Origin of the sequence: Streptomyces sp. L-9-10, from assembly GCF_004151105.1 — a bacterium.
In the GTDB taxonomy this organism is placed as follows: domain Bacteria; phylum Actinomycetota; class Actinomycetes; order Streptomycetales; family Streptomycetaceae; genus Streptomyces.
Genome location: NZ_PHRF01000152.1, coordinates 12,695 through 32,954 on the forward strand (window position 1 = coordinate 12,695; position 20,260 = coordinate 32,954).

The following is a 20,260-nucleotide window of genomic DNA, read 5'->3' on the forward strand; positions in this document are numbered from 1 at the left end:
GTAGGATCCCTCCCCGCGGATGGAACCCGTCGCCACGGGGGCGCCGATAGGAAACATTCCGTCCGGCAAGGGAATTGGTGAGCTGTGAGCCAGATCGTCGTCAAGCGCCCACCACGGGTCCTGCCTGCCGAAGTACCCGGCGAGCAGGTGCAAGTGCAACCTCCGCCCGAGCTGCCGCGAGGACAGCAGGAGGGCGCGCTGATGCAGCTGCTGCCGATGCTGGGCATGGGCGGTTCGGTCGTCTTCTTCTTCATGACCCCGAACCCGATCATGCGGATCATGGGCATGGTGATGATCGCGTCGACGGTCGCCATGGCCATCGCGATGCTGGTCCGCTACCGCCGGGGCACCCAGGGCCAGCTCGCCGACATGCGGCGCGACTATCTCAAGTACCTGACGCAGACCCGGCGCACGGTACTGCGCACCGCGCGCCTCCAGCGTGACGCGCAGTACTACCTCCATCCGTCGCCGGAGCAGCTGTGGGCGCTGGTCGCCGAGGGCAGCCGGGTGTGGGAACGCCGGGTGGGCGACGTCGACTTCGGGCAGGTGCGCATCGGGCTGGGCAACCAGCAGCTCGCGACCCCGCTCATCGCGCCCGAGACGGCGCCGGTGGACGATCTGGAGCCGCTCACCGCGGGGGCGATGCAGCAGTTCCTGACCGCGCACAGCACGCTGGGCGGGCTGCCGATGGCCGTCTCGCTGCGCGCCTTCTACCACCTGACGGTCAGCGGAGAGCCGGAGTGCGTACGCTCCACGGCCCGCGCGGTGGTCTGCTCGCTCGCCTCGCTGCACTCCCCCGACGATCTGGTCATCGCCGTCGCCGCCGGGCGCGAGGCGGTCCCGCGGTGGGAGTGGACGAAGTGGCTGCCGCATGTGCAGGTTCCGGGCAGCACGGACGGCGCGGGCAGCCGGCGACTGATCACCACCGACGCGCGGGAGCTGGAAGAGCTGCTGGGGAGCCGTCTGGAGGGCCGTCCGCGCTTCCAGCCCGGCGGTCAGCCGCTGCTCGACCAGCCGCACATCGTGGTCGTACTCGACGGCCAGTCGGTACCCGCCATGTCGGCGCTCGCCGCGGCGGAGGGCCTTCAGGGCGTGACGGTCATCGAGGTCGTCCCGGGCGAGGTCACCGGCGCGCGCGGCGGACTGTCCGTGGTCGTCCACCCCGACTCGCTGCAACTGGAGTCGGGGCACGGCCTGGTGTACGACGGCGCGCCCGACCAGCTGAGCGCGGAGGCCGCCGAGGCACTCGCCCGCCAGCTGGCGCCGCTCACCGTGGCCTCGGGCGGGGACGACGACGAACCGCTGCTCGCCAACCTCGACTTCACCGATCTGCTGAATCTGGGCGACGCGGCCTCCGTCGACGTCACCCGCACCTGGCGCCCGCGCTCCCAGGCGGAGCGGCTGCGGGTCCCGATCGGTGTCGGCGAGGACGGCACCCCGGTGATGCTGGACCTGAAGGAGGCCGCCCAGGAGGGCATGGGTCCGCACGGTCTGTGTGTGGGCGCGACCGGTTCCGGCAAGTCCGAGCTGCTGCGTACGCTCGTACTGGGCCTGGCCGTCACGCACTCGTCGGAGACCCTCAACTTCGTCCTCGCGGACTTCAAGGGCGGCGCGACCTTCGCCGGGATGTCGCAGATGCCGCATGTCGCCGCGGTGATCACCAACCTCGCGGACGATCTGACGCTGGTGGACCGCATGGGCGACTCCATCCGCGGTGAGCTCAACCGCCGGCAGGAGATGCTGCGCGACGCGGGCAACTACGCCAACATCCACGACTACGAGAAGGCACGGGCCGCGGGCGCGCCCCTCCAGCCCATCCCCTCCCTCGTACTGGTCATCGACGAGTTCAGCGAACTGCTCACCGCCATGCCGGACTTCATCGAGATGTTCGTGCAGATCGGGCGCATCGGGCGGTCGCTGGGCGTCCATCTGCTGCTGGCCTCGCAGCGGTTGGAGGAGGGCCGGCTGCGCGGTCTGGAGACCTATCTGTCGTACCGGATCGGTCTGCGGACGTTCTCCGCGGCCGAGTCCCGTGCGGCGCTGGGCGTGCCCGACGCGTACCAGCTGCCCAACGTGCCCGGCTCCGGGTATCTGAAGTTCGGTACGGACGAGATGGTGCGGTTCAAGGCCGCCTATGTCTCCGGCGTGTACCGCACGAACCAGCAGCGGGCGGCGGCCCCCGGCGGACCGCTCCCGGTGGACCGCAGGCCCGTGGCGTTCACGGCGGCTCCGGTGCCCGTACGGTATGTCGAGCCGAGCACCACCCGGCCCGACGTGCCCGAGGCGCGTACGGGTGAGGACGACGCGCTGGCCGACTCCGTACTCGATGTGATCGTGCGGCGGCTGGAGGGGCGGGGCGCGGAGGCGCACCAGGTGTGGCTGCCCCCGCTGGACAACCCGCCGGCGCTCGACGAACTGCTTCCGGGACTCGCGGGGGTGGAGGGACGCGGGCTGACGCAGCCCGGGTTCGAGGGCGCGGGCCGTCTCGTCGTACCGCTCGGTGTGGTCGACAAGCCGTACGAGCAGCGCCGCGACACGCTCTACCGGGACTTCTCCGGGGCCGCGGGCCATATGCAGATCGTCGGTGGTCCCCAGTCGGGCAAGTCGACGCTGCTGCGGACGATCATCTCGGCGTTCGCGCTGACCCACACGCCGCAGGAGGTCCAGTTCTACGGTCTCGACTTCGGTGGCGGCGGTATGTCATCGATCGCGGGTCTGCCGCATGTCGGCGGCGTCGCGTCGCGCCTGGACCCCGAGCGGGTGCGGCGCGCGGTCGCCGAGGTGTACGGGATCCTGTCGCGGCGCGAGGAGTACTTCCGCGGCGCGGGCATCGACTCCATCGCCACCTACCGCAGGCTGCGGGCGCGCGGTGACATCTCGCCGACGGACCAGCCGTGGGGTGACGTGTTCCTGGTCATCGACGGCTGGGGCAACTTCCGTTCGGACTACGAGGGCCTGGAGCAGGCCGTCCTCGACATCGCGGCGCGCGGGCTCGGCTACGGCATCCATGTGATCCTCACGGCCTCGCGCTCGATGGAGGTCCGGGCCAACCTCAAGGACCATCTGATGAACCGCCTGGAGCTGCGGCTCGGCGACACCATGGACTCCGAGCTGGACCGCAAGTCCGCGGTCAATGTCCCCTCGGGGGTGCCGGGTCGCGGGCTGACGCCGGAGAAGCTGCACTTCATGGCGGCGGTCCCGAGGATCGACGGGATCAACTCCGACAGCGATCTGTCCGAGGCCACGGCCGCGATGAACCAGGAGGTGTCCCGGCACTGGACGGCTCCGGGCGCTCCCGCCGTACGGCTGCTGCCGCGCGAACTGCCGATGGCGGACCTCCCGGCGGGCTTCGCCCACCCGGAGCGCGGGGTCGCCTTCGGCATCGACGAGAACAACCTGGAACCGGTCTTCGTCAACTTCGAACAGGACCCGTTCTTCCTGGTGTTCGGCGAGAGCGAGGCCGGCAAGACCAACATGCTGCGGCTGCTCATCAAGCAGCTGACCGAGCGGTACGACGGCGACTCGTGCAAGCTCTTCGTGATCGACAACCGGCGCGCGCTGCTGGACGCCACCCCGGCCACGCACCTGGCGGAGTACGTCCCCATGTCCAACAACATGGAGCACCATGTGGACGCCCTGGTCGACCTGATGCGGCGCCGCACGCCGTCGGCGGATGTCACGGCGCAGCAGCTGCGGGACCGCAGCTGGTGGCGCGGCCCGGACGTGTACGTGCTCGTCGACGACTACGACCTGGTCTCGACGTCGAGCGGCAACCCCCTGGGGAAGCTGACGGAGCTGCTCCCCTTCTCGCGCGACGTGGGCGTCCGCTTCATCATCGCCCGCAACGCGGCGGGCGCGAGCAGGGCCGCGTACGAGCCGTTCCTCCAGCGGATGACGGAACTCGGCGCACAGGGCGTACTGCTCTCGGGCGACCCCCAGGAGGGCGAGGTGCTCGGCAACGTGAGGATGCGCCCGATGCCGGTGGGCCGGGGCATCTTCGTCTCGCGCCGCCGCGGAAACCCGCTGGTGCAGACGGGCCTGATGCCGGAGGCACACGGCTGACGATCGGGGCGGGACGCGGGGGGACACGTGGGGACGCGCGTGGGGGGACACGCGGCGGGCGCGTGACAGGGACACGCGGGGGGCGTGACAGGGGCACCGGAGGGGGGAGGCGAACACCTCCCCCCGGCCGTAACCACTCGGCCGGCTCAGTGGCCGGACGGTGCCAGATGTGCGCGCTCTCCCTGCGCGCCGAACAGGGCGAGCAGTTCCGCGGGCCGGCTGTCGGCGCTGCCGATCCAGTGCGGTACGCGGGTGTCGAACTCCGCGGCCTCGCCGACGCCGAGCCGGAACTCCTCCTCCCCGAGCACGAACCTGACCTGTCCGTCGAGGACGTAGAACCACTCGTATCCCTCGTGGGTCCGCAGTTTCCTCGTGGGTGCCCGGCCTGCGGGCGGATAGATCACCTTGTAGGCCTGGATACCGCCGGCCCGTCTGGTCAGTGGCACCATCACCAGCCCGGACCGCCGCACGGGCCGCAGGTGGACGCGCGGGTCGCCGGTGGGTGGCGCCGCGACCAGATCGTCGAGCGGGACGTCGTGCGCCCGCGCCAGGGGCAGTAGCTGCTCCAGCGTGGGGCGGAGCTTGCCGTTCTCCAGACGGGACAGGGTGCTCGCCGTGAGGCCGGTTTCGTCGGCCAGCGCCGCCAGCGTGGCGCTCCGCGCCCGGCGCAGGGCACGCAGACGCGGTCCGACTCCTGCCAAAACGTCTTCCTCGGGGGTGCCCATGATGCCCATGACCCGATAATGCGGATCCGCAACTTTTCTTGCAAGCGCGAAGCGGCGATGGCGATGCTGTCGGTACATCACCGGCGTCCGCGAGTCCGTACCGGATCACGCTCGGCACGCCGGCCGACGAAGGGGCGACTCAGATGGATTCCACCCGGCCACAGCCACCCACCGCCGCCGCCGGCACGGGCGACCGGGGCGCGCCGAGCGAGGACGCCGAGCAGTTCTGGGAGCGGCACTACCGCACCCGGCGCGCCTGGGACGCACGCGTCAACCCGCTCCTCGCCGAGACCGCCGCACCGCTGCGCCCCGGCGCGGCCCTGGATCTGGGCTGCGGCGCCGGCGGCGACACCATCTGGCTCGCACAGCAGGGCTGGCACGTCACCGCCGTGGACATCTCCGCCACCGCCCTCGAACGGATACGGGAACGTGCCCACGATCTCGGCATCGCGGGCCGGGTCGCCACCGAACAGCACGATCTGGCCCGCAGCTTCCCGGCCGGCGAGTTCGATCTCGTCTCCGCCCAGTACTTCCACACGCCGTTCCCGTTGCTCCGCGGCCGAGTCCTGCGCACCGCCGCACGGGCCCTGCGACCCGGCGGCCTCCTGCTGATCGTCGACCACGGCTCCACCGCGCCCTGGTCGTGGAACCAGGACCCCGATCTCCACTACCCCACACCCACCGAGATCGCCGCCGAGCTTGATCTCGACCCCGCGCACTGGTCCGTGCCGCGCGCCGACATGCCGCGTCGCCGGGCCACCGGACCGGCCGACGAGACCGCCACCGTCGTCGACAACGTCCTGCTCGTCCAACGCACCGCCGGATGACGCACCGCCGGATGACGCACCGCCGGATGACCGGAGTAACCGTCGGTTGACCGCCTGAACCACACGACGTCACGTCGGAACGGAGAGATTCGATGCCAGGAAGTGCGCGGCGGTCCCGGACACGGGCGCAGGACACCGGCCCTCCGAGGACCGGCGCCGACGAGAAGGCCACCCTGCGGGGCTTCCTCGACTATCTGCGGAACGCGATCGCGGACAAGGTCGAGGGCGCGCCGGAACCGCAGGTCCGGACAAGCGGAGTGCCCTCGGGCACCAGCCTTCTCGGGTTGCTCAAACATCTGGCGTTCGTCGAACGCTTCTACTTCCTCGGTGAGGATGCCGACCAGTGGCGTGCGACCATGCGGCCGTCCGCGGAGGACACCGTCGACAGCGTGCTGGCCGACTACCGCACGACCGTCGAGCGAGCGAACCAGGTCATCGGCGCCTGCCCCGATCTGGCCCTTCCCGCCCCGCGCCCGCCGCACCGGGGGGCGGCGCCGTCGATGCGATGGGTCCTGGTGCACATGATCGAAGAGACCGGCCGACATGCCGGCCACGCCGACATCCTCCGCGAGCAGATCGACGGATCCACCGGCCGCTGACACGCCCGGTACCGGCGCGCGGGGCACTGGGCCACCTCAGGTGGCCGGTTGGATCGGGTGAGGTGGCCGTCGGACACAAGGAAGGGTGGGCACCTCCCGTGCGTGCCCACCCTGACCTGTGACGGCTTCCGCCGTTGTGCCTACTGGAAGTTCGCGGCGGACCGCTTGTCGCCACTCTGGTAGGCGGGAGCTGCCTCGCGGACCGCGGACGAGATCTTCAGAAGGTTGCTGTGGATCTCGGTGGCCCTACGGTCCCAGTCGGCCTGGGCGACGTTGTACGCCTCCCGGGCCTCGCCCTCCCAGAGTTCGGACACGGAACGAATCTTCGCCTGGATGGCCTTGAGGCTCTGGTCGAGCTTGTCCGCCTGCTTCTTGATGTCGCCGGCGGCGGCCTCGAGCGAAGCGTACGTGACGATCATCGTGCCGTCGTCATATGCCATGGTGTCCTCCAACTACTGCCTGGGTGTGGTGCGATGGCCGAATTCGCGGGACGGCCATCAGGTATCAGAACTTGCTGAGGTTCGACGTCTGAGCCGTCGCGGTGGCGTCGCCGGAGTAGCCGTCGACCACGTCGATGCCCTTCAGGGCCGCCTCGACCTCGTCTTCGGTGTTGCCGGAGATCGTACGAGCGGCCTCGATCGCTTCCTGGAACTTGAGCAGCAGCTTGCCGATGCCCACCATGTTGTTGTTGATCTGCGTCTGCTTCGCGTTGAACGCGCCGGCGCCGATACCACGCCAGGCGCCTTCGAGGCTGTCGATCGTCGCCTGCAGCGCGTGCAGCTGCCCCTTGACGTCGTCAAAGCTGTTGGTGAGCTCGCCTTGCAGCGACTTGAGGGCTACGCCATTGACCTTCTGGACTGCCATTGGTCTTCCTTTCTCGAAGATCCCGGTGGGTGTGTGTCTCCCCGGGCCGTGCGTGAGCCTCGACGGCGGGTGGATGCCGGGGCCGGGGCGGTGTGGTGAGGTACGTGCGGGTCATACGGTCAGGCGGCGCGGCGCTTGCGGAGGACGAAGAAGGCTCCACCCGCGAGGACCACCACGACCGCGGCCCCACCGAGGATCAGGCCCAACTGGCTGTCGTCCTCTGTGCTCTTGCCGGCGCCCGCGGCGACGGCCTTGCCCCCGTCTCCGTCTCCGTCGCCCGGGGCGTTCGAAGCCCCCGAGGCCGGTGCCGACGCCGATCCGGAAGGCTCGGAGGAGGCCGAAGACTCGGACGAGCCGGGCGCGCCGGGAGAGCCCGGCGTCCGCTCATTGGTCAGAGGGCTGAGGTTGGGGTCACCGGGCTTGCCCACACCACGGTTGATGTGTGCACCGGGGCGCACGACGCCGTGGCCGGCATAGTTGCTGACCGTGCCCGGTTTCCAGTCCTCGCCTCGGCCGGCGGACTCGAACATGACGCGGAGGACCTGGTTCGCTGTCCAGTCAGGATTGGCGGACCAGATCAAGGCGGCGGAGGCGGAGGCGATCGCGGTGGCCGCGCTGGTTCCGCCGTCACCGTCACAGTACTTGGTGAAACTCTCGTCGCACCAACGAGGGATGTCGTTACCGGGGGCGGCGATATCGACAGAATCTCCGTGCTGGGAGTAGTCGGCTACGCGACCGTCCGGGCCAGACGCGGCGACGCCGACAACTTGCGGATAGCTTGCGGGGTACTGTTTCTTGTTGCCCTTCTGGGCGTTGTTCCCCACCCCCGCGAAGAACAATTTCCCCTTGCTTTCAGCGTACTTCACCGCCTCCCTCTCTTTCGGAGCGGAAAAGTCACTTGAGAAGGACATGCTGATGATCTGCGCGTCGCTGTCCGCCGCAGCCCGGATGGCGTCTTCCGCGTCGAAAGCATTGACCGACTGATTGTTCTGCATCTCTGTATCGGTAATGCGCATCGGGATGATCTTCGCATCGGGGGCCAGACCTCGGATTCCTCCGCTCTTCCCCGTACCTGCGATCAGTTCAGCCATGGTGGTCCCATGACCGCTGTAGTCGTCCGTGGCTTCACCAGCGGTGCCCGTGGCGTCGAAACCCTTGAGCACCTGTCCTGTCAGGGACGGTGTGGATGGATTAACTCCGGTATCAATGACAGCGACCTTGATGCCTTTGCCAGTGGCAGACTTCCAAATGTCCTCGGCGTTCATCGCGTCCAGGTACCACTGCTTCGACTGCACACCGTCCGCAGCAACGGCGGCCGGAGCCATACTGGCGATGCCCAGGGTGCACGCGCCGACCACAGCCAGCGCGCGGAGCAGCCCACGCCGCAATACAAATGGCGTTCCGCGCTTCCGGGCCTGGCTCATTCCTGCCGTCATCCTGACTTCCGCACCTTCCCTGTGCCTATTCGATGACCGGCGGCACGGCACCGCGCCGTCGAGCCGCCCACGTCTCTTCGTCTTCCGTCAGATAGTCAGGACGCTCAGACCCCGTGCGCTCCTGCTCTTCATCCCTGGGCCGGTTCCGACCGGAACCACGCACGAGTCCGGAGCCGCCCTGGGTGAAACCGCCAGCGCCGGGCCGTGAACCGGAAGCGCTGCCGCGTGGGGTGCCCACCACGCCGTTCGAACTGGCAGTGCCGCGGCCTCCGGGCCGAGGCGAGCCATTCGAGTTCGCGCCGATGACTCCGGGCTGGCCGACTCGCCCGGCAGGAGGCCGCCCTGCCGACGTTCCACCACTTCCGATGACGGTTCCGCGCGGAATGCGCGAGCCCGAGGAACCTGAGGTGGGGCGCTGCTGAGGCGTACCACCCACGATGCCGCTCGTACGGCCCGCAGCAGGCTGACCTGTCGTTCCCGGTCTACCGGCTGTGGGTGTCTGGCCAGGAGCGCCGGCGCGCCCCACCGGGGGACCACCACCCGTCACTCCCGGACGCCCGGCCGCCGGAGAGCGGTCTCCAGTAGCGCCTGCCTGTGCCACCCTCCCCAGAGGCGGGCCGCCCGCTCTCGGTGCTCCGGTCGGACCCGACGTTCGTGACGTACCGCCTCGCACGGGGTTGACCAATCCGGGCGCCACCGGAGGGACAGGACCACCGCTGGGGCTTGGCGGCCCAGCGGGAGAGGTAACGGGTGTGGCGCTGGGGGCCGTGGTGGGAGCCGGAGGTGCCGTGACGCTGTCGATCCGCATCGACGTGTCCGCAACCGGAAGGGGCGCGACGGCACCGATGGCCTCGGCCCGAGGACCGCTGCTCCCGTTCCCGAGATCCGCACGGCTCGACGGCGGCTGTTGCACGGTGGTGCCCTGTGCCCCGACTTCCGTCCCAGTCCCGCCAGAGGCCTCTCCCGTGCCAATCTGGCCACGTGGCCGCGGCACGGCCGCATTCAGCATCCCGGGGAATTTCGGCGGCTCCTGCCCGGCCAAGGACTCCTCGGAGACCGCGTAGAACGAGGCCAGGCGGTTCATCTGGTTGATGGCCTCCTGGCGGTCCTTCTCCACCTTCACGGCCTTGACGTACTCCGGGTTGTCGTCCGTGCGCTCCGGCAGAGGGAAATCCTCCACCTTCTTCGGGACCGCCCGGCCGTCACGCGGAGGCGCCGAGTTGCGCACCGAGGTCAGGCCCGTGCTCGCGACCTTCATCTGCGTGCCCGCCGCGTTGGCGAACGTGCCCAGGGCCCAGGCGTGCTTCGCGAGTTCTCCCCCGAACCTGCGGAACTCGGTGCCGGACTCGCCCTTCCACTCGACGGACATGACGTAGTCGTTGAGTTCTTCAGCGGCCTTGTTGAGGGCGTCCTTGGCGGCGACAAGCGCCTCGCCCGCATCCTCCAGATCCGACGGGTTCGAAGCCTCGACCAAGTCGAGCATCGCGTTGAGCTGGGCGCCTTCGAAGCTCGTCTTGCCGAAGAACCCACCCGGGCCGCTGCCGCCGAACCCGAAGCCTTCCATCATCGCCGCGACCTGCTCGAAGGCGTCAGTCGCGGTGAACTTGCCCTGAATCAGGGCCGAGTCCTGCTCCTGCTGTTGCTCAGGGGTCAGTTCTGGCTGCTTTTCGCCACTCATCAGCTATTCACCCCATGTCCTTCGTGACGGTCGCGGCCTCGCCACGCGGCTGCCCGGATTCAGCGTTCTTGTCCCCGTGCGTCGTGTCCCGCTTCTCACGCGCCGCAATCTCGTTGTCAAGCCGAGTCTGGATCGTGTGGAAACGCTGCCGAAGGTCTTCTTCCACGTTGTTGAAGCCGACCTCCGCCGCGTGCACCCCGATGCTCAGCATCTCGATCTGATCGCCGAGGGACTTGGAGAGCTTGACGAGCTCCGCATGGACACGGTTGTACTGCGTGAAGAACCCGTCCGCCTCCGCGAACGGCAGGTTGCCACCGCTGAAGGAACTCCTCGAAATCCGGTGTGCGGCCACCTTCTTGTTGCCGGCCGCGCCGTTCTCGAGCTCTGTCAGCAGCGCGTTCACACGCGTCTGGAAGCGCTTCAGCGCTCCGACGCCCTTCTCCAGGTCGCTTCCGGCGCTGGTTCCGCCCCCGCCACCACCACTTGCATCGAGCACGATGCCGTACCTCCCCGTTTGCCCACTCCCCGCACATCGTGCTCGCGGTGGCGTGAACATCACTGATCACATGAAAGCCACTCTATCTACTGGCTCTGACAGCCCCAAGTGCCTTATCCATCATGTGACTTCCCCCTACGACGAACCTTTGGTCCTACCCGGTTGCAATCCCCTCACAACTCTTTCGCGCATATTCACGGCCAGTTGACGATCCGCTAGCCACGCACCTCACCCGTCGCGCCCGTCGCAGCCGCCCCACTCGCACCGCCCGAACCACTCGACCCGCTCACCCGGCGCGTTCGCCGCCGCGCGTCGCGGAGTGCCACCGCGCCGCCCGCGATCGCGGCGACCAGGACGCCGCCGCCCACGACCACGTAGGTCGCCAGACGGGCATTGCGCTCCTCCGCTGTTTCTCCCAGGTGGAGTTGGGCCGGAGTGGGCGCTTCCGCCTTGTTGAGGCCCTCGTGGGCGACCGGCTCCTCGATGGGCTTGTCGTCCTCCGTCAGGGCCCGTACCGGGTCGATGACTCCCCAGCCCACCAGCCTGTCATGACCGGCTGTCGATCGTTCGGCGGTCTGCTGGATCTGCGCGACGATCTGCTGCCGCGTCCAGTCCTCGTGCTTGCTCTTGATGAGAGCGGCGACGCCCGCGACATACGGGGCGGAGAAGCTGGTGCCGTTGTCGGCGCAGTGGCCGCCGCCCGGGACCGTGGAGACCATGTCGACGCCGGGGGCCGCCACGCCGACGAACTCGCCGGACTGGGAGAAGGCCGCGCGTTCGTTGTTGCGGTCGGAGGAGGCCACGGCCAGGACACCCTTGTACGAAGCCGGGTAGGTCTCCTTGACGTTGCCGCCCAGACCGTCGTTGCCGGCCGAGGCGACGATGACGATCTCCTCCGCGAGAGCGTCGTCCACCGCCTGCTTCAACAGCGGCGTGGGTTCGACGGCGTTGGCCGTGTCCTGCGAGATGTTGATGACGTCGGCGTCCTCGGCGACGGCGTGCTTGATCGCCGCGGCGAGGGTCAGGGCAGTGCCGTTCCCGTCGGCGTCGTTCTGCTGGATCGGGATGATCGTCGCTTCGGGCGCGAGGCCGACGAAACCGGTGCCCGTCATGGCGCGGGCCGCGATGATACCGGCGACCTTGGTGCCGTGCCCCACGGTGTCCGTGGTGCCGTCCTCCTTGCCGCGCTCAAGCTTGTTGCCGTTGTCGTCCTTGAGGTCCCGGTCCATCATGTTCTTGCCGCTCTTGGTGTCCACGGCGGCCTTCAGCTGCCGGTTCTTGATGTCGACGCCCGTGTCGATGACCGCGACCCGCACCCCCTTGCCCCGGGACTGGGCCCACAGCTCGTCCAGCTGAACGCGTTGCAGCGACCAAGGCCTGCCCGCGTACTTCTTCCCGGGGTAGGTGCACTGGTCGGAATCCGCGGCGGCGGGGGACACGGGCAGGCCGATCAGCACGACCGTGGTGGCGGCCGAGACGGCGAAGAGGCGCCACCGAGCCTGAGTATGCGTGTGCGTGTGTGGCATGGTCACCCTCACGAGCCCTGCGGCTGGCGGGCGTCCGCCGTCGACAGTCGCGGTCCGGTCGGCAGGAACGCCGACCAGGCGGCGGGGATCGGCGCCGGATCGACGGCCTTGTAGCCGAGCCGGTTCTGGGCCTGCTGTGCTTCCTGCTGCGCCGCCTGCTTCTGTTCTTCCGACCCGGACGAGCCGATGCCGGAGTCGTCCGTCGCGCCGTCGCCGTTCGACTGCATCGCGTAGCGCAGTCCGGTGTCGGTGACGAGGAAGACGAATCCCGAGTCGGTCCTCGATCCCTTGAACTGACGGAAGAGCTGGCCGGATCCCGGGGTGACATAGCCGCTGCTCGACCCGGTCGGCAGCGTCGCGGGGAAGTCGGTGCCCGCCCACGTGCTGAGCGTGGTGGTGCCGTTGTCCTCGTCCACCTCGTGCAGCACGTTGCACACCGTGTTACGGCTGTCGTCGCCGGTGCTCGCCGAGTTGACGGACTCCGGAGCGTTCTCGGGCCAGTCCCGGTCCTGTCCGAACGCCTCGCCGGGCTGAATCGCGGCCCGGCTGACCGGCCTGGCCTTTCCCGCCTGGCCGACGTCGATCAAGTCCTTGCTGTTGAGCAGCAGCTTCGCGGTGAAGTCCGAGACGGGGGCGACCCGGCCCTCAAGGACCAGGTAGTGCTGGTTCCTTGTGCCGTCGGTGGCGGTGAGGACCGTGCCCACCTTGTCGGCCTCGGCATCCAGTTCACCGGGGGCGTCGGCGTCGGAACCAGGAATTCCGTCGATCTCCGGGAAGGTGATCCGGTCCCCCTTGTGCAGGGTGTCCAGCCAGCCGGTGGACACCCGCTGCGGCTTGGTGCCCGTGCCCACCAGTTGGCTCACCAGCAGGCTGTCCTTCTCCACCTCGTACGCCTTGCCCTCGGCGTCGACGACGTAACGGGTCCTCGTCGCGGAATCCTCCACGTACAGCAGCTGACCGCCTCGCAACTGGCTCGCGCCCTCGGTCTTCTTCTGCTCCCGTTCGGCGAAGACGAAGGACGCCTTCTGGATGGCCCTGCCGCCCTCGCCCGGCCGCTCGCAGACCGCCCAGCGCTTCGTGGCCCCGGCCTCCTTCGCGTCGGGCAGCCGGTCGGGGGCATAGGGGATGCCGAGCGTGGCGCCGTGCGGGATCTTGCCGTTGTCGAGCACCGACTCGTCGACGTTGATGACCTTGCCCTTGTCCGGGGCGAGGAGGAGCTTGGCGGAGGACATGTTCAGGACGGGGTGGAGCTGGGTCCTGTCGCCGGTCCTGAGCACCACATAACGCGTGGTGGACTTGCTGGCGATAATGACGTTCTCTTCGGGCTTGTTCCAGTTCTTGGGCGCCACCGGCTTGAACATCCCCCAGGCGCCGAACACCGCGAGAACCACCACACCGACGATCGCGCCGGGCACCACCGCGCGAAGCGGTCGCGGCGCGCCCTCCTCCGAGCCGGTCGGGCTGGGCTGTACGAACTGCGCGATCAGCCTTCGCTTCGCGAAGGTGTATGCGTTGAGTTCGTCCCGTCGTGATGCCATCTGTCCGCTGTCCCTCTCCCCCACCGGGCGACCAGGCTCCCACACTCGCCGAGCGGGCCTGCTGTCGTACCAGCCCCCTACTATGCATGCTGGCGCTTCCGTCGCACTGCTCCGGTAGGGTGATCGGCCGGTCAACGCCCGTAGGAAATTTGGTAATTACGGACACGAGGGGGCAACGCGGCGATGGGTACGGCGACGCGCGAGCGCAATGGGCGGACCACCGGACAACCCCCTGACCAGTCCCGGAGCAATTCCCGACGGCAACGCAGCAACGCCCGGCCGGTGACGCCTCCGTCGGCGGTCCCCGCGGCCACCACCCCGCGCGCCCTGTCGCGCACCAGCCGGGTCGGTCCCTTCCAGCTGCGTCAACTGGTGCTGGTCGAGGCGGCGGTCGCGCTGGCCCTGATCGGTGGGGCGCTCGGCGGGCTCTGGCTGGTGCCCACGCTCGTCATCGCCGCCGTGCTGGTGCTGGTCGCCGTGATACGCCGCCGCGGTCACGCCATACAGGACTGGGTGTCCACCGCCCTCGCCCTCCACTCCCGCAGACGGGCCGCGGAGCCATGCGCCTGGGAAGTCGATCCGTCGCTGGTTCCGGTCGTGGAGAGTGTGCCGGGATTCCGTCCCTTCACCTACGTCGACCGGGACCGTCGTACGGTCGGCATGCTCGGTGACGGCTCGTTCCTGACGGCGGTGGTACGGGTCGAGGCGAGCAGCGACGCGCTGCGCCCGGTGTTCGGGGCGCGGTCGCTTCCGCTCTCCCTGCTGGGCGATGCCCTTGAAGTCGACGACATCGCGCTGGAGTCGGTGCAGTTGGTGCAGCAGGTGCGGGCAGCGCCCGCGCCGCATCTTCCCGAGCAGTCGGTGGCCCGGCTCTCGTACGCCCCGCTCCAGGAGCGGACCGGAGCGCCCGCGCTGCGGCTCACCTGGGTGGCGGTGAAACTGGACCCGGAGCTGTGCCGGGAGGCCGTCGAGGCGCGTGGCGGCGGCATCGAGGGGGCCCAGCGCTGCCTGGTGCGGACGGCGGACCATGTGGCGAGCCGTATCACCGGCGCGGGTTTCCGGGCCGTGGTACTGGACCAGGACGAGCTGAACTCCACCATGGCGACGTCGGCGTGTGCGAGTCCGGCGCTGTCCGCCCGCGCGGGACGGCCGGAGACCGCGCCTCGTCGGCGTACGGCCGAGACACCGCGCGTGTGGCGGTGCGACAACCGCTGGCACACCACCTACGCGGTGGCCCGCTGGCCCGAGTTGGGACGGGCCGCGACCCCGCTGCCCAAGCTGGCCGCGCTGCTCACGGCGGCGCCGGCGTACGCGACGACCTTCAGCCTCACCCTGCGGCCCGGCACGCACCGGGGTTCGATGACCATGTCGGGTCATGTGCGGATCACGGGCGGCACCGACACCGGACTGGTGCGGGTGCGACGGTCGTTGGAGCAGGCGGCGCGGTCGGCGAAGGTCGGTCTCGTACGGCTGGACCGTGAGCAGCTGCCCGGCGTACTGGCGACGCTGCCCCTGGGAGGAGCGCGATGACCGCCGGAAGCGGGACGGCGCGCGGGCTGCGGGGGCTGCGCGGCCCCCGCCACGCGGGACACACGCTGGCCTTCGAGGATCTGGGCGCGCTGTCGCTGCCCGTCGGGGACGACGGGGTGGTGATCGGTGACGACGCCGAGGGGCGCCCCCAGCTGGTGGGGTTCCACCGTTCGACACCGTACGACGTGCTGCTGATCGGCGGGTTGTGGACGGCTCAGGTGCTGGCGCTGCGCGCGGCGGGCACGGGCGCGCGGGTGGCGGTCGAGACCGGGCGCGCCCAGGCGTGGACCCGGCTGGCGCAGGCCGCGGGCGCGGGGCTGGACTGCATCACGCTCCACGAGGTGGGCCGCGTCCCGCCGATGGGTGCGACGGTGGGCAGCCCGGTCGTGGTGGTCCGGGACTGCGGAATGCGGCCGCCGCGCGGGCGCGTGGTGTCCTCGCCGTGGCAGTCGGTGCTGACTCTCCTGCCGTATCTGAGCCCGGTCGCGCCCCGGTTGATGCGGGCCGCCACGCTGGTGGGTGTCCAGCGGGTGTCACCGCAGGAAGCGGAGCAGATCGGCAGGATCCTGGGGCTGTCCCAGGTCGAGCGCGAGGCCCTGCCCACGCTCGCGGACGGTGTGACGCTCTGGTGCGCCGGGCGTGAGCGCCACTGGGTGATGACGGGCGCCACGGACGCCGAGACCGGACTGCTCGGCGTCGCCCGCCGGATGGACTGATTCCACATCGGGAGTCCACATCGGGATTCCACACCCGGTGCCACGTCCGGCATTCGGCACCGGATCTTCACGTCGTGTGCGCACCGCGCGAACAGGCGTCGAACTTACCGGAGCGCCCTGTCGGCTTGAGGGGGCTGTCCTAAGATGTCCGAAGTGACGTCGGCCGTTACCGAAGGGAAGCTTGACTGATGGGGAGCGCACAGGAGAAGGAAGAGCTGTACGCCCTCGACATCTCGGGTGTCGAGTGGATCGGCGCCCCCGGCACGAGCGCGGACGAGGAGCGGGTCGAGATCGCCTACCTGCCCGAAGGGGCCGTCGCGATGCGGTCGTCCATCGACCCGGACACCGTGCTGCGCTACACCGAAGCGGAGTGGCGGGCGTTCGTACTCGGCGCGCGTGACGGCGAGTTCGATCTGCGCTGAGGCGGCCGGGACACAGGACGCACGGGCGGGACGTACAGCCAGGACGTACACAGGCAGGGGCGCGCTTCGGACGGAGCGCGCCCCTTACGTGTGCGTTCGGACGCGCGTTCCGGATTCCCGTCCCGGATTCCCGTCCCGGACTCTCGTCCCGCATTGTCGTCGCGGATTGTCGTCGCGGATTGTCGTCGCGGATTCGTGCGTCACGACGGCTCGGGGCTCGACACCGAGACCGGATTGTTGGGCAGCGCACACCGGACGGGCCGGAACCGGGCCGTGGACAGCGGGTGCACCCGACCGGGGTGGATTTCGCCAGGATCTCGTACAGGGATGTACGGATTTGACCGTTCGTCCCGTTCACTCTCCGCCCCGCACTGTTCACTTGAGGGCAGGCCGAGGGCGGTACATGTTGTACGGGACGGCCGTTGACGGACCGGGTCCGGCCTGACGTGTCGACGCCGTTGGCGATTAGGGTGGGTGTGGGCGCGGCAGCGTTGAACTTGTGGACAGGCCGACCGCGTCGTAAGGGGAAGAGCCGGGCGGACCGGACGTACAGATTCGGTCGCCCCCACCCACCACGGCACAAGGGTGCTCGACCACATCAGGAGGCAAAGTGAAGGGCGATCGGGACGAGACGCGCGGAGGCTGGAACCGGCCTGCCGCGGACGATCAGTCCGACGTGGAGCCCGAGATGACGGGTGAGTTCACCATCGACTACACCCCGCCGGCCTGGTACACGCAGAACACGCCGGGGGACACGTCCGGTGGTGGCGCGGCGAGCACGCCGCCGCCCGCGTCGTTCACGACCCCTCCCCCGCCGCCGGACGGTGCGCCCGTCGCCGTGCCAGGGCTGCCCTCGGGCAGTGGCTTCGAACCCCACTGGGCACCGGCACACCAGCCGGCACCCCCGGTGCAGGCGCCCGTTCAGATCCCGCCGCCCGAGCCCGCGCCGACGGCGGCCACAGCGCCCGCGCCCGCATCCGTTCCCGCACCCGCACCCGCACCCGCACCGGACGTTGCCCCGGTTTCGACTTCGGCCTCGGCTGCGGCTTCGGCTTCGGAGCCCGCTCCCGCCGCGTCGGAGCCGTTCGGCGGCGGCGACGTCGAGAGCGGGTCGACCATGCGGTTCTCCCCGGCGTCCCTCAAGCGGGAGATCGCCGAGCAGGAGGCGGCGAGGAACAGGGCCGCGGAGAGCCCGGAATCCGGTGCTCCCGAGGGACCGGACAGCGCCGAGGTCGTACGCGTGAGCGAGCCCGAGGGCACGCCCGATGCCGAGTCCGCGCACGCGCCCTCCCACGCGGTGGTCGCCGACGATACGGAGGAAGCGGGGGCGCCGGACGTACCGGAGCTCGCGGCCGACCCGGCCCCGGAGGCCGAGACTCCGGCAGTGCCCGGGACCACGGAAGAGGCCGAGGGTTCCCGGGAGCGTGAGGACGACGAACGCGACGGCGGCGTGACCGCCGACGCCGACGAACCGGCCGACCCCGCGCCCGCGCCCGCGGTCGTGGACGCGGTCACGGATGCCGTTCCCCCGGCCCCCGCACCTGCGGACGAGCCCCAGGACGCTCCCCCGGCCCCCGCGCCGGCCCAGCCCTGGGCCGCTCAGCCGGCCGCGGCCCAGAGCCCCGGACTGCCTCCGCTGCCGCCCGCGTACCAGCCCGCCGCGCCGACGGCCGCGCCGCAGTGGCCCGTACAGGCCCCCGCCCCGGTTCAGGCCCAGCCGTACGCGCAACCGCAGCCCGAGCCCCAGCCGCAGAGCCCCGCGCCGGCTCCGAACGCCTGGCCCGGACAGCCGCAGCAGAGCGGGTACGGCTTCCCCCACCAGGCCCAGCCCGGACACCAGGCCCAGCCGGGACAGCCCGGACACCAGGCGCAGCCCGGCTGGCAAGATCACCCTGGGCACCCCGGGCACCCGGGACACCCCGGCCAGTCCGGGCACCCCGCCCCGGCCGCTTTGCCGCCCGCCGTACCCGGCCCCGACGCCCCCGTCCCGCCGCCGGGTTACGGATTCCCGCACCAGCAGGGGCAGCCGAACCCGTACGCCCCCTCCCCGCAAGGCGGTTACGGCTTCCCGCAGCAGGGCCAGCAGAGTCAGCAGGGAGCGCCGGGCGGCTACGGATTCCCCCAACAGGGCCAGCCCGGACAGCCGGGACAGCCAGGCCAACCGGGACAGCCGGGACAGCCGGGACTCCCCGGCCAGCAGGCACACCCCGGTCAGCCGGGCGCCGGCGGTTCCGCGCCACTGCCTCCGCAGGCGTCTCATCTGCCCGTACCCTCCACCCCGAACCTCCCTGCCCAGCAGGCCCCGCACGCCCCCCAGCCCCCTCAGGCCCAGCCCCAACCGCATCAGCAGTCCACGCCCGGGGCGCCTCCGGTGGATCCGCGTACCGGCGCCGCCTGGCCCTCCGCCGTCTCGCACGATCACCGCGAGCGGTCCGTGCCCGGCGCCCCGCTCGGCTATACGGCCGCCGTGGAGCTCTCCTCCGACCGGCTGCTGCGGAACAACAAGCCGAAGGCCAGGAGCAGCCGCAATCCGTCCGGCGGTTCGCGCTTCAAGATCGGTGGGAAGGCCGCGGAGGCGGAGCGCCTGCGCAAGCTCGAACTGATCCGTACACCGGTGCTCTCCTGCTACCGGATCGCGGTCATCAGCCTCAAGGGCGGTGTCGGCAAGACCACGACGACCACGGCGCTGGGCTCCACCCTGGCCACCGAGCGGCAGGACAAGATCCTGGCGATCGACGCCAACCCGGACGCCGGCACGCTCGGCCGCCGCGTACGGCGCGAGACCGGCGCGACCATCCGCGACCTGGTCCAGGCGATCCCGCATCTGCACAGCTACATGGACATCCGCAGGTTCACCTCGCAGGCGTCCTCCGGTCTGGAGATCATCGCCAACGACGTGGACCCGGCCGTCTCCACGGCGTTCAACGACGAGGACTACCGGCGCGCGATCGAGGTCCTGGGCAAGCAGTACCCGATCATCCTCACGGACTCGGGTACCGGTCTGCTCTACAGCGCGATGCGCGGAGTGCTGGACCTGGCCGACCAGCTGATCATCATCTCGACGCCGTCCGTCGACGGCGCGAGCAGCGCGTCGACGACGCTCGACTGGCTGTCCGCGCACGGCTACGCCGACCTGGTGCAGCGCTCCCTCACGGTGATCTCCGGGGTCCGCGAGACCGGCAAGATGATCAAGGTCGACGACATCGTGCAGCACTTCGAGACCCGCTGCCGCGGGGTGATCGTGGTGCCCTTCGACGAGCATCTGGCGGCCGGGGCCGAGGTGGACCTCGACATGATGCGGCCCAAGACGCGTGAGGCGTACTTCAATCTCTCCGCGATGGTCGCGGAGGACTTCGTACGGGCCCAGCAGGCGCAGGGGCTGTGGACGGCGGACGGCCAGCCGCCGCCGCACCTCGTCCCGCCGATGCCGGGTCCCGGCCAGCAGCCGATGCCGGGGCAGTCCCCGTACGGCCAGCCGGCGCAGGGCCAGCCGTACGCGCCCCAGCAGTATCCCCAGCACTACCCGCCGCAGCAGCCGCAGCAGCACCATCCGCACCAGCAACAGCCGTACCCCTACCCGCCCCAGCAGCAGGCGGGCCCGCCCCAAGGACCCGGTGGTCAGCAGGGCTGGCAGCCACAGCATCCCTCCCCCGCCGGCCAGCAGCCCGGACACCCCCAGCAGCCCGGTCAAACCCATCAGCCGGGACAGCCGGACCAGTCCGGCCGGCCGGACTTGCAGGGACCCGTCCCGCCCGGTGGCTGGCCGCAGCAGCAGCCCCCACCAGCACCGCCAGCGCCTCAGCAGTAAGGCATCAGAGGTAGAGACCAATGAGGGGCCGTA

At 70.2% G+C, this 20,260-nt stretch carries 15 protein-coding genes; 7 read left to right on the top strand and 8 right to left on the bottom strand.

All coding sequences use genetic code 11. The annotated features are described in order from the left end of the window. Positions 1-84: 84 nt before the first annotated feature. A complete protein-coding gene (eccCa, locus tag CU044_RS31325; protein WP_129772123.1) occupies positions 85-4,062 on the top strand; it encodes a type VII secretion protein EccCa in 3,978 nt (1,325 codons plus the stop codon). Between the two features lie 146 nt (positions 4,063-4,208). Here the strand turns inward: eccCa and CU044_RS31330 are convergent, their stop codons facing one another. Next, positions 4,209-4,787 carry an XRE family transcriptional regulator gene (locus CU044_RS31330; protein WP_129772247.1) on the bottom strand — a complete coding sequence of 193 codons (579 nt, stop codon included), beginning with the start codon at positions 4,785-4,787 and terminating at the stop codon, positions 4,209-4,211. 143 nt (positions 4,788-4,930) lie between these two features. Between CU044_RS31330 and CU044_RS31335 the strand changes: the two genes are divergently transcribed. Beyond that, positions 4,931-5,614 (top strand): class I SAM-dependent methyltransferase, encoded by a 684-nt coding sequence (locus CU044_RS31335; protein ID WP_129772124.1) that lies wholly within the window; start codon positions 4,931-4,933, stop codon positions 5,612-5,614. 92 nt (positions 5,615-5,706) lie between these two features. Next, positions 5,707-6,213, top strand: coding sequence for a DinB family protein (locus CU044_RS31340; RefSeq protein WP_129772125.1), 507 nt, complete (start codon positions 5,707-5,709; stop codon positions 6,211-6,213). A 140-nt stretch (positions 6,214-6,353) separates the two neighbouring features. On the opposite strand, the gene CU044_RS31345 is transcribed toward CU044_RS31340, so the two are convergent. From CU044_RS31345 to eccB, 7 genes are all read right to left on the bottom strand, one after another. Beyond that, positions 6,354-6,653 carry a WXG100 family type VII secretion target gene (locus CU044_RS31345; protein WP_129772126.1) on the bottom strand — a complete coding sequence of 100 codons (300 nt, stop codon included), beginning with the start codon at positions 6,651-6,653 and terminating at the stop codon, positions 6,354-6,356. A gap of 64 nt (positions 6,654-6,717) precedes the next feature. Continuing rightward, positions 6,718-7,077 (bottom strand): WXG100 family type VII secretion target, encoded by a 360-nt coding sequence (locus CU044_RS31350; RefSeq protein ID WP_129772127.1) that lies wholly within the window; start codon positions 7,075-7,077, stop codon positions 6,718-6,720. 119 nt (positions 7,078-7,196) lie between these two features. After that, complete coding sequence (locus CU044_RS31355) at positions 7,197-8,513, bottom strand: S8 family serine peptidase (protein WP_129772128.1); 1,317 nt, start codon at positions 8,511-8,513, stop codon at positions 7,197-7,199. 25 nt (positions 8,514-8,538) lie between these two features. Beyond that, positions 8,539-10,191 carry a hypothetical protein gene (locus CU044_RS31360; protein WP_129772129.1) on the bottom strand — a complete coding sequence of 551 codons (1,653 nt, stop codon included), beginning with the start codon at positions 10,189-10,191 and terminating at the stop codon, positions 8,539-8,541. A gap of 7 nt (positions 10,192-10,198) precedes the next feature. Continuing rightward, positions 10,199-10,747 (bottom strand): hypothetical protein, encoded by a 549-nt coding sequence (locus CU044_RS31365; protein ID WP_129772248.1) that lies wholly within the window; start codon positions 10,745-10,747, stop codon positions 10,199-10,201. A gap of 155 nt (positions 10,748-10,902) precedes the next feature. Then, positions 10,903-12,213 carry a type VII secretion-associated serine protease mycosin gene (gene mycP / locus CU044_RS31370; protein ID WP_129772130.1) on the bottom strand — a complete coding sequence of 437 codons (1,311 nt, stop codon included), beginning with the start codon at positions 12,211-12,213 and terminating at the stop codon, positions 10,903-10,905. Positions 12,214-12,221: 8 nt separating this feature from the next. After that, on the bottom strand, positions 12,222-13,751 hold the full coding sequence (gene eccB, locus CU044_RS31375; protein ID WP_129772131.1) for a type VII secretion protein EccB: 1,530 nt from the start codon (positions 13,749-13,751) through the stop codon (positions 12,222-12,224). 183 nt (positions 13,752-13,934) lie between these two features. Between eccB and eccE the strand changes: the two genes are divergently transcribed. The 4 genes from eccE to CU044_RS31395 all read left to right on the top strand — a co-directional run bounded on the left by eccE (position 13,935) and on the right by CU044_RS31395 (position 20,227). Next, positions 13,935-15,281, top strand: a complete 1,347-nt coding sequence (gene eccE / locus CU044_RS31380; RefSeq protein WP_193564119.1) for a type VII secretion protein EccE — start codon at positions 13,935-13,937, stop codon at positions 15,279-15,281. Continuing rightward, positions 15,278-15,997: a hypothetical protein gene (locus tag CU044_RS31385; protein ID WP_129772132.1), complete on the top strand. Its 720-nt coding sequence runs from the start codon at positions 15,278-15,280 to the stop codon at positions 15,995-15,997. The genes eccE and CU044_RS31385 overlap by 4 nt, the downstream gene beginning before the upstream one ends. A 188-nt stretch (positions 15,998-16,185) precedes the next feature. Next, positions 16,186-16,419: a DUF397 domain-containing protein gene (locus CU044_RS31390; protein ID WP_030351665.1), complete on the top strand. Its 234-nt coding sequence runs from the start codon at positions 16,186-16,188 to the stop codon at positions 16,417-16,419. A gap of 610 nt (positions 16,420-17,029) precedes the next feature. Beyond that, positions 17,030-20,227, top strand: a complete 3,198-nt coding sequence (locus tag CU044_RS31395) for an SCO5717 family growth-regulating ATPase (RefSeq protein WP_129772133.1) — start codon at positions 17,030-17,032, stop codon at positions 20,225-20,227. Positions 20,228-20,260: the final 33 nt, after the last annotated feature.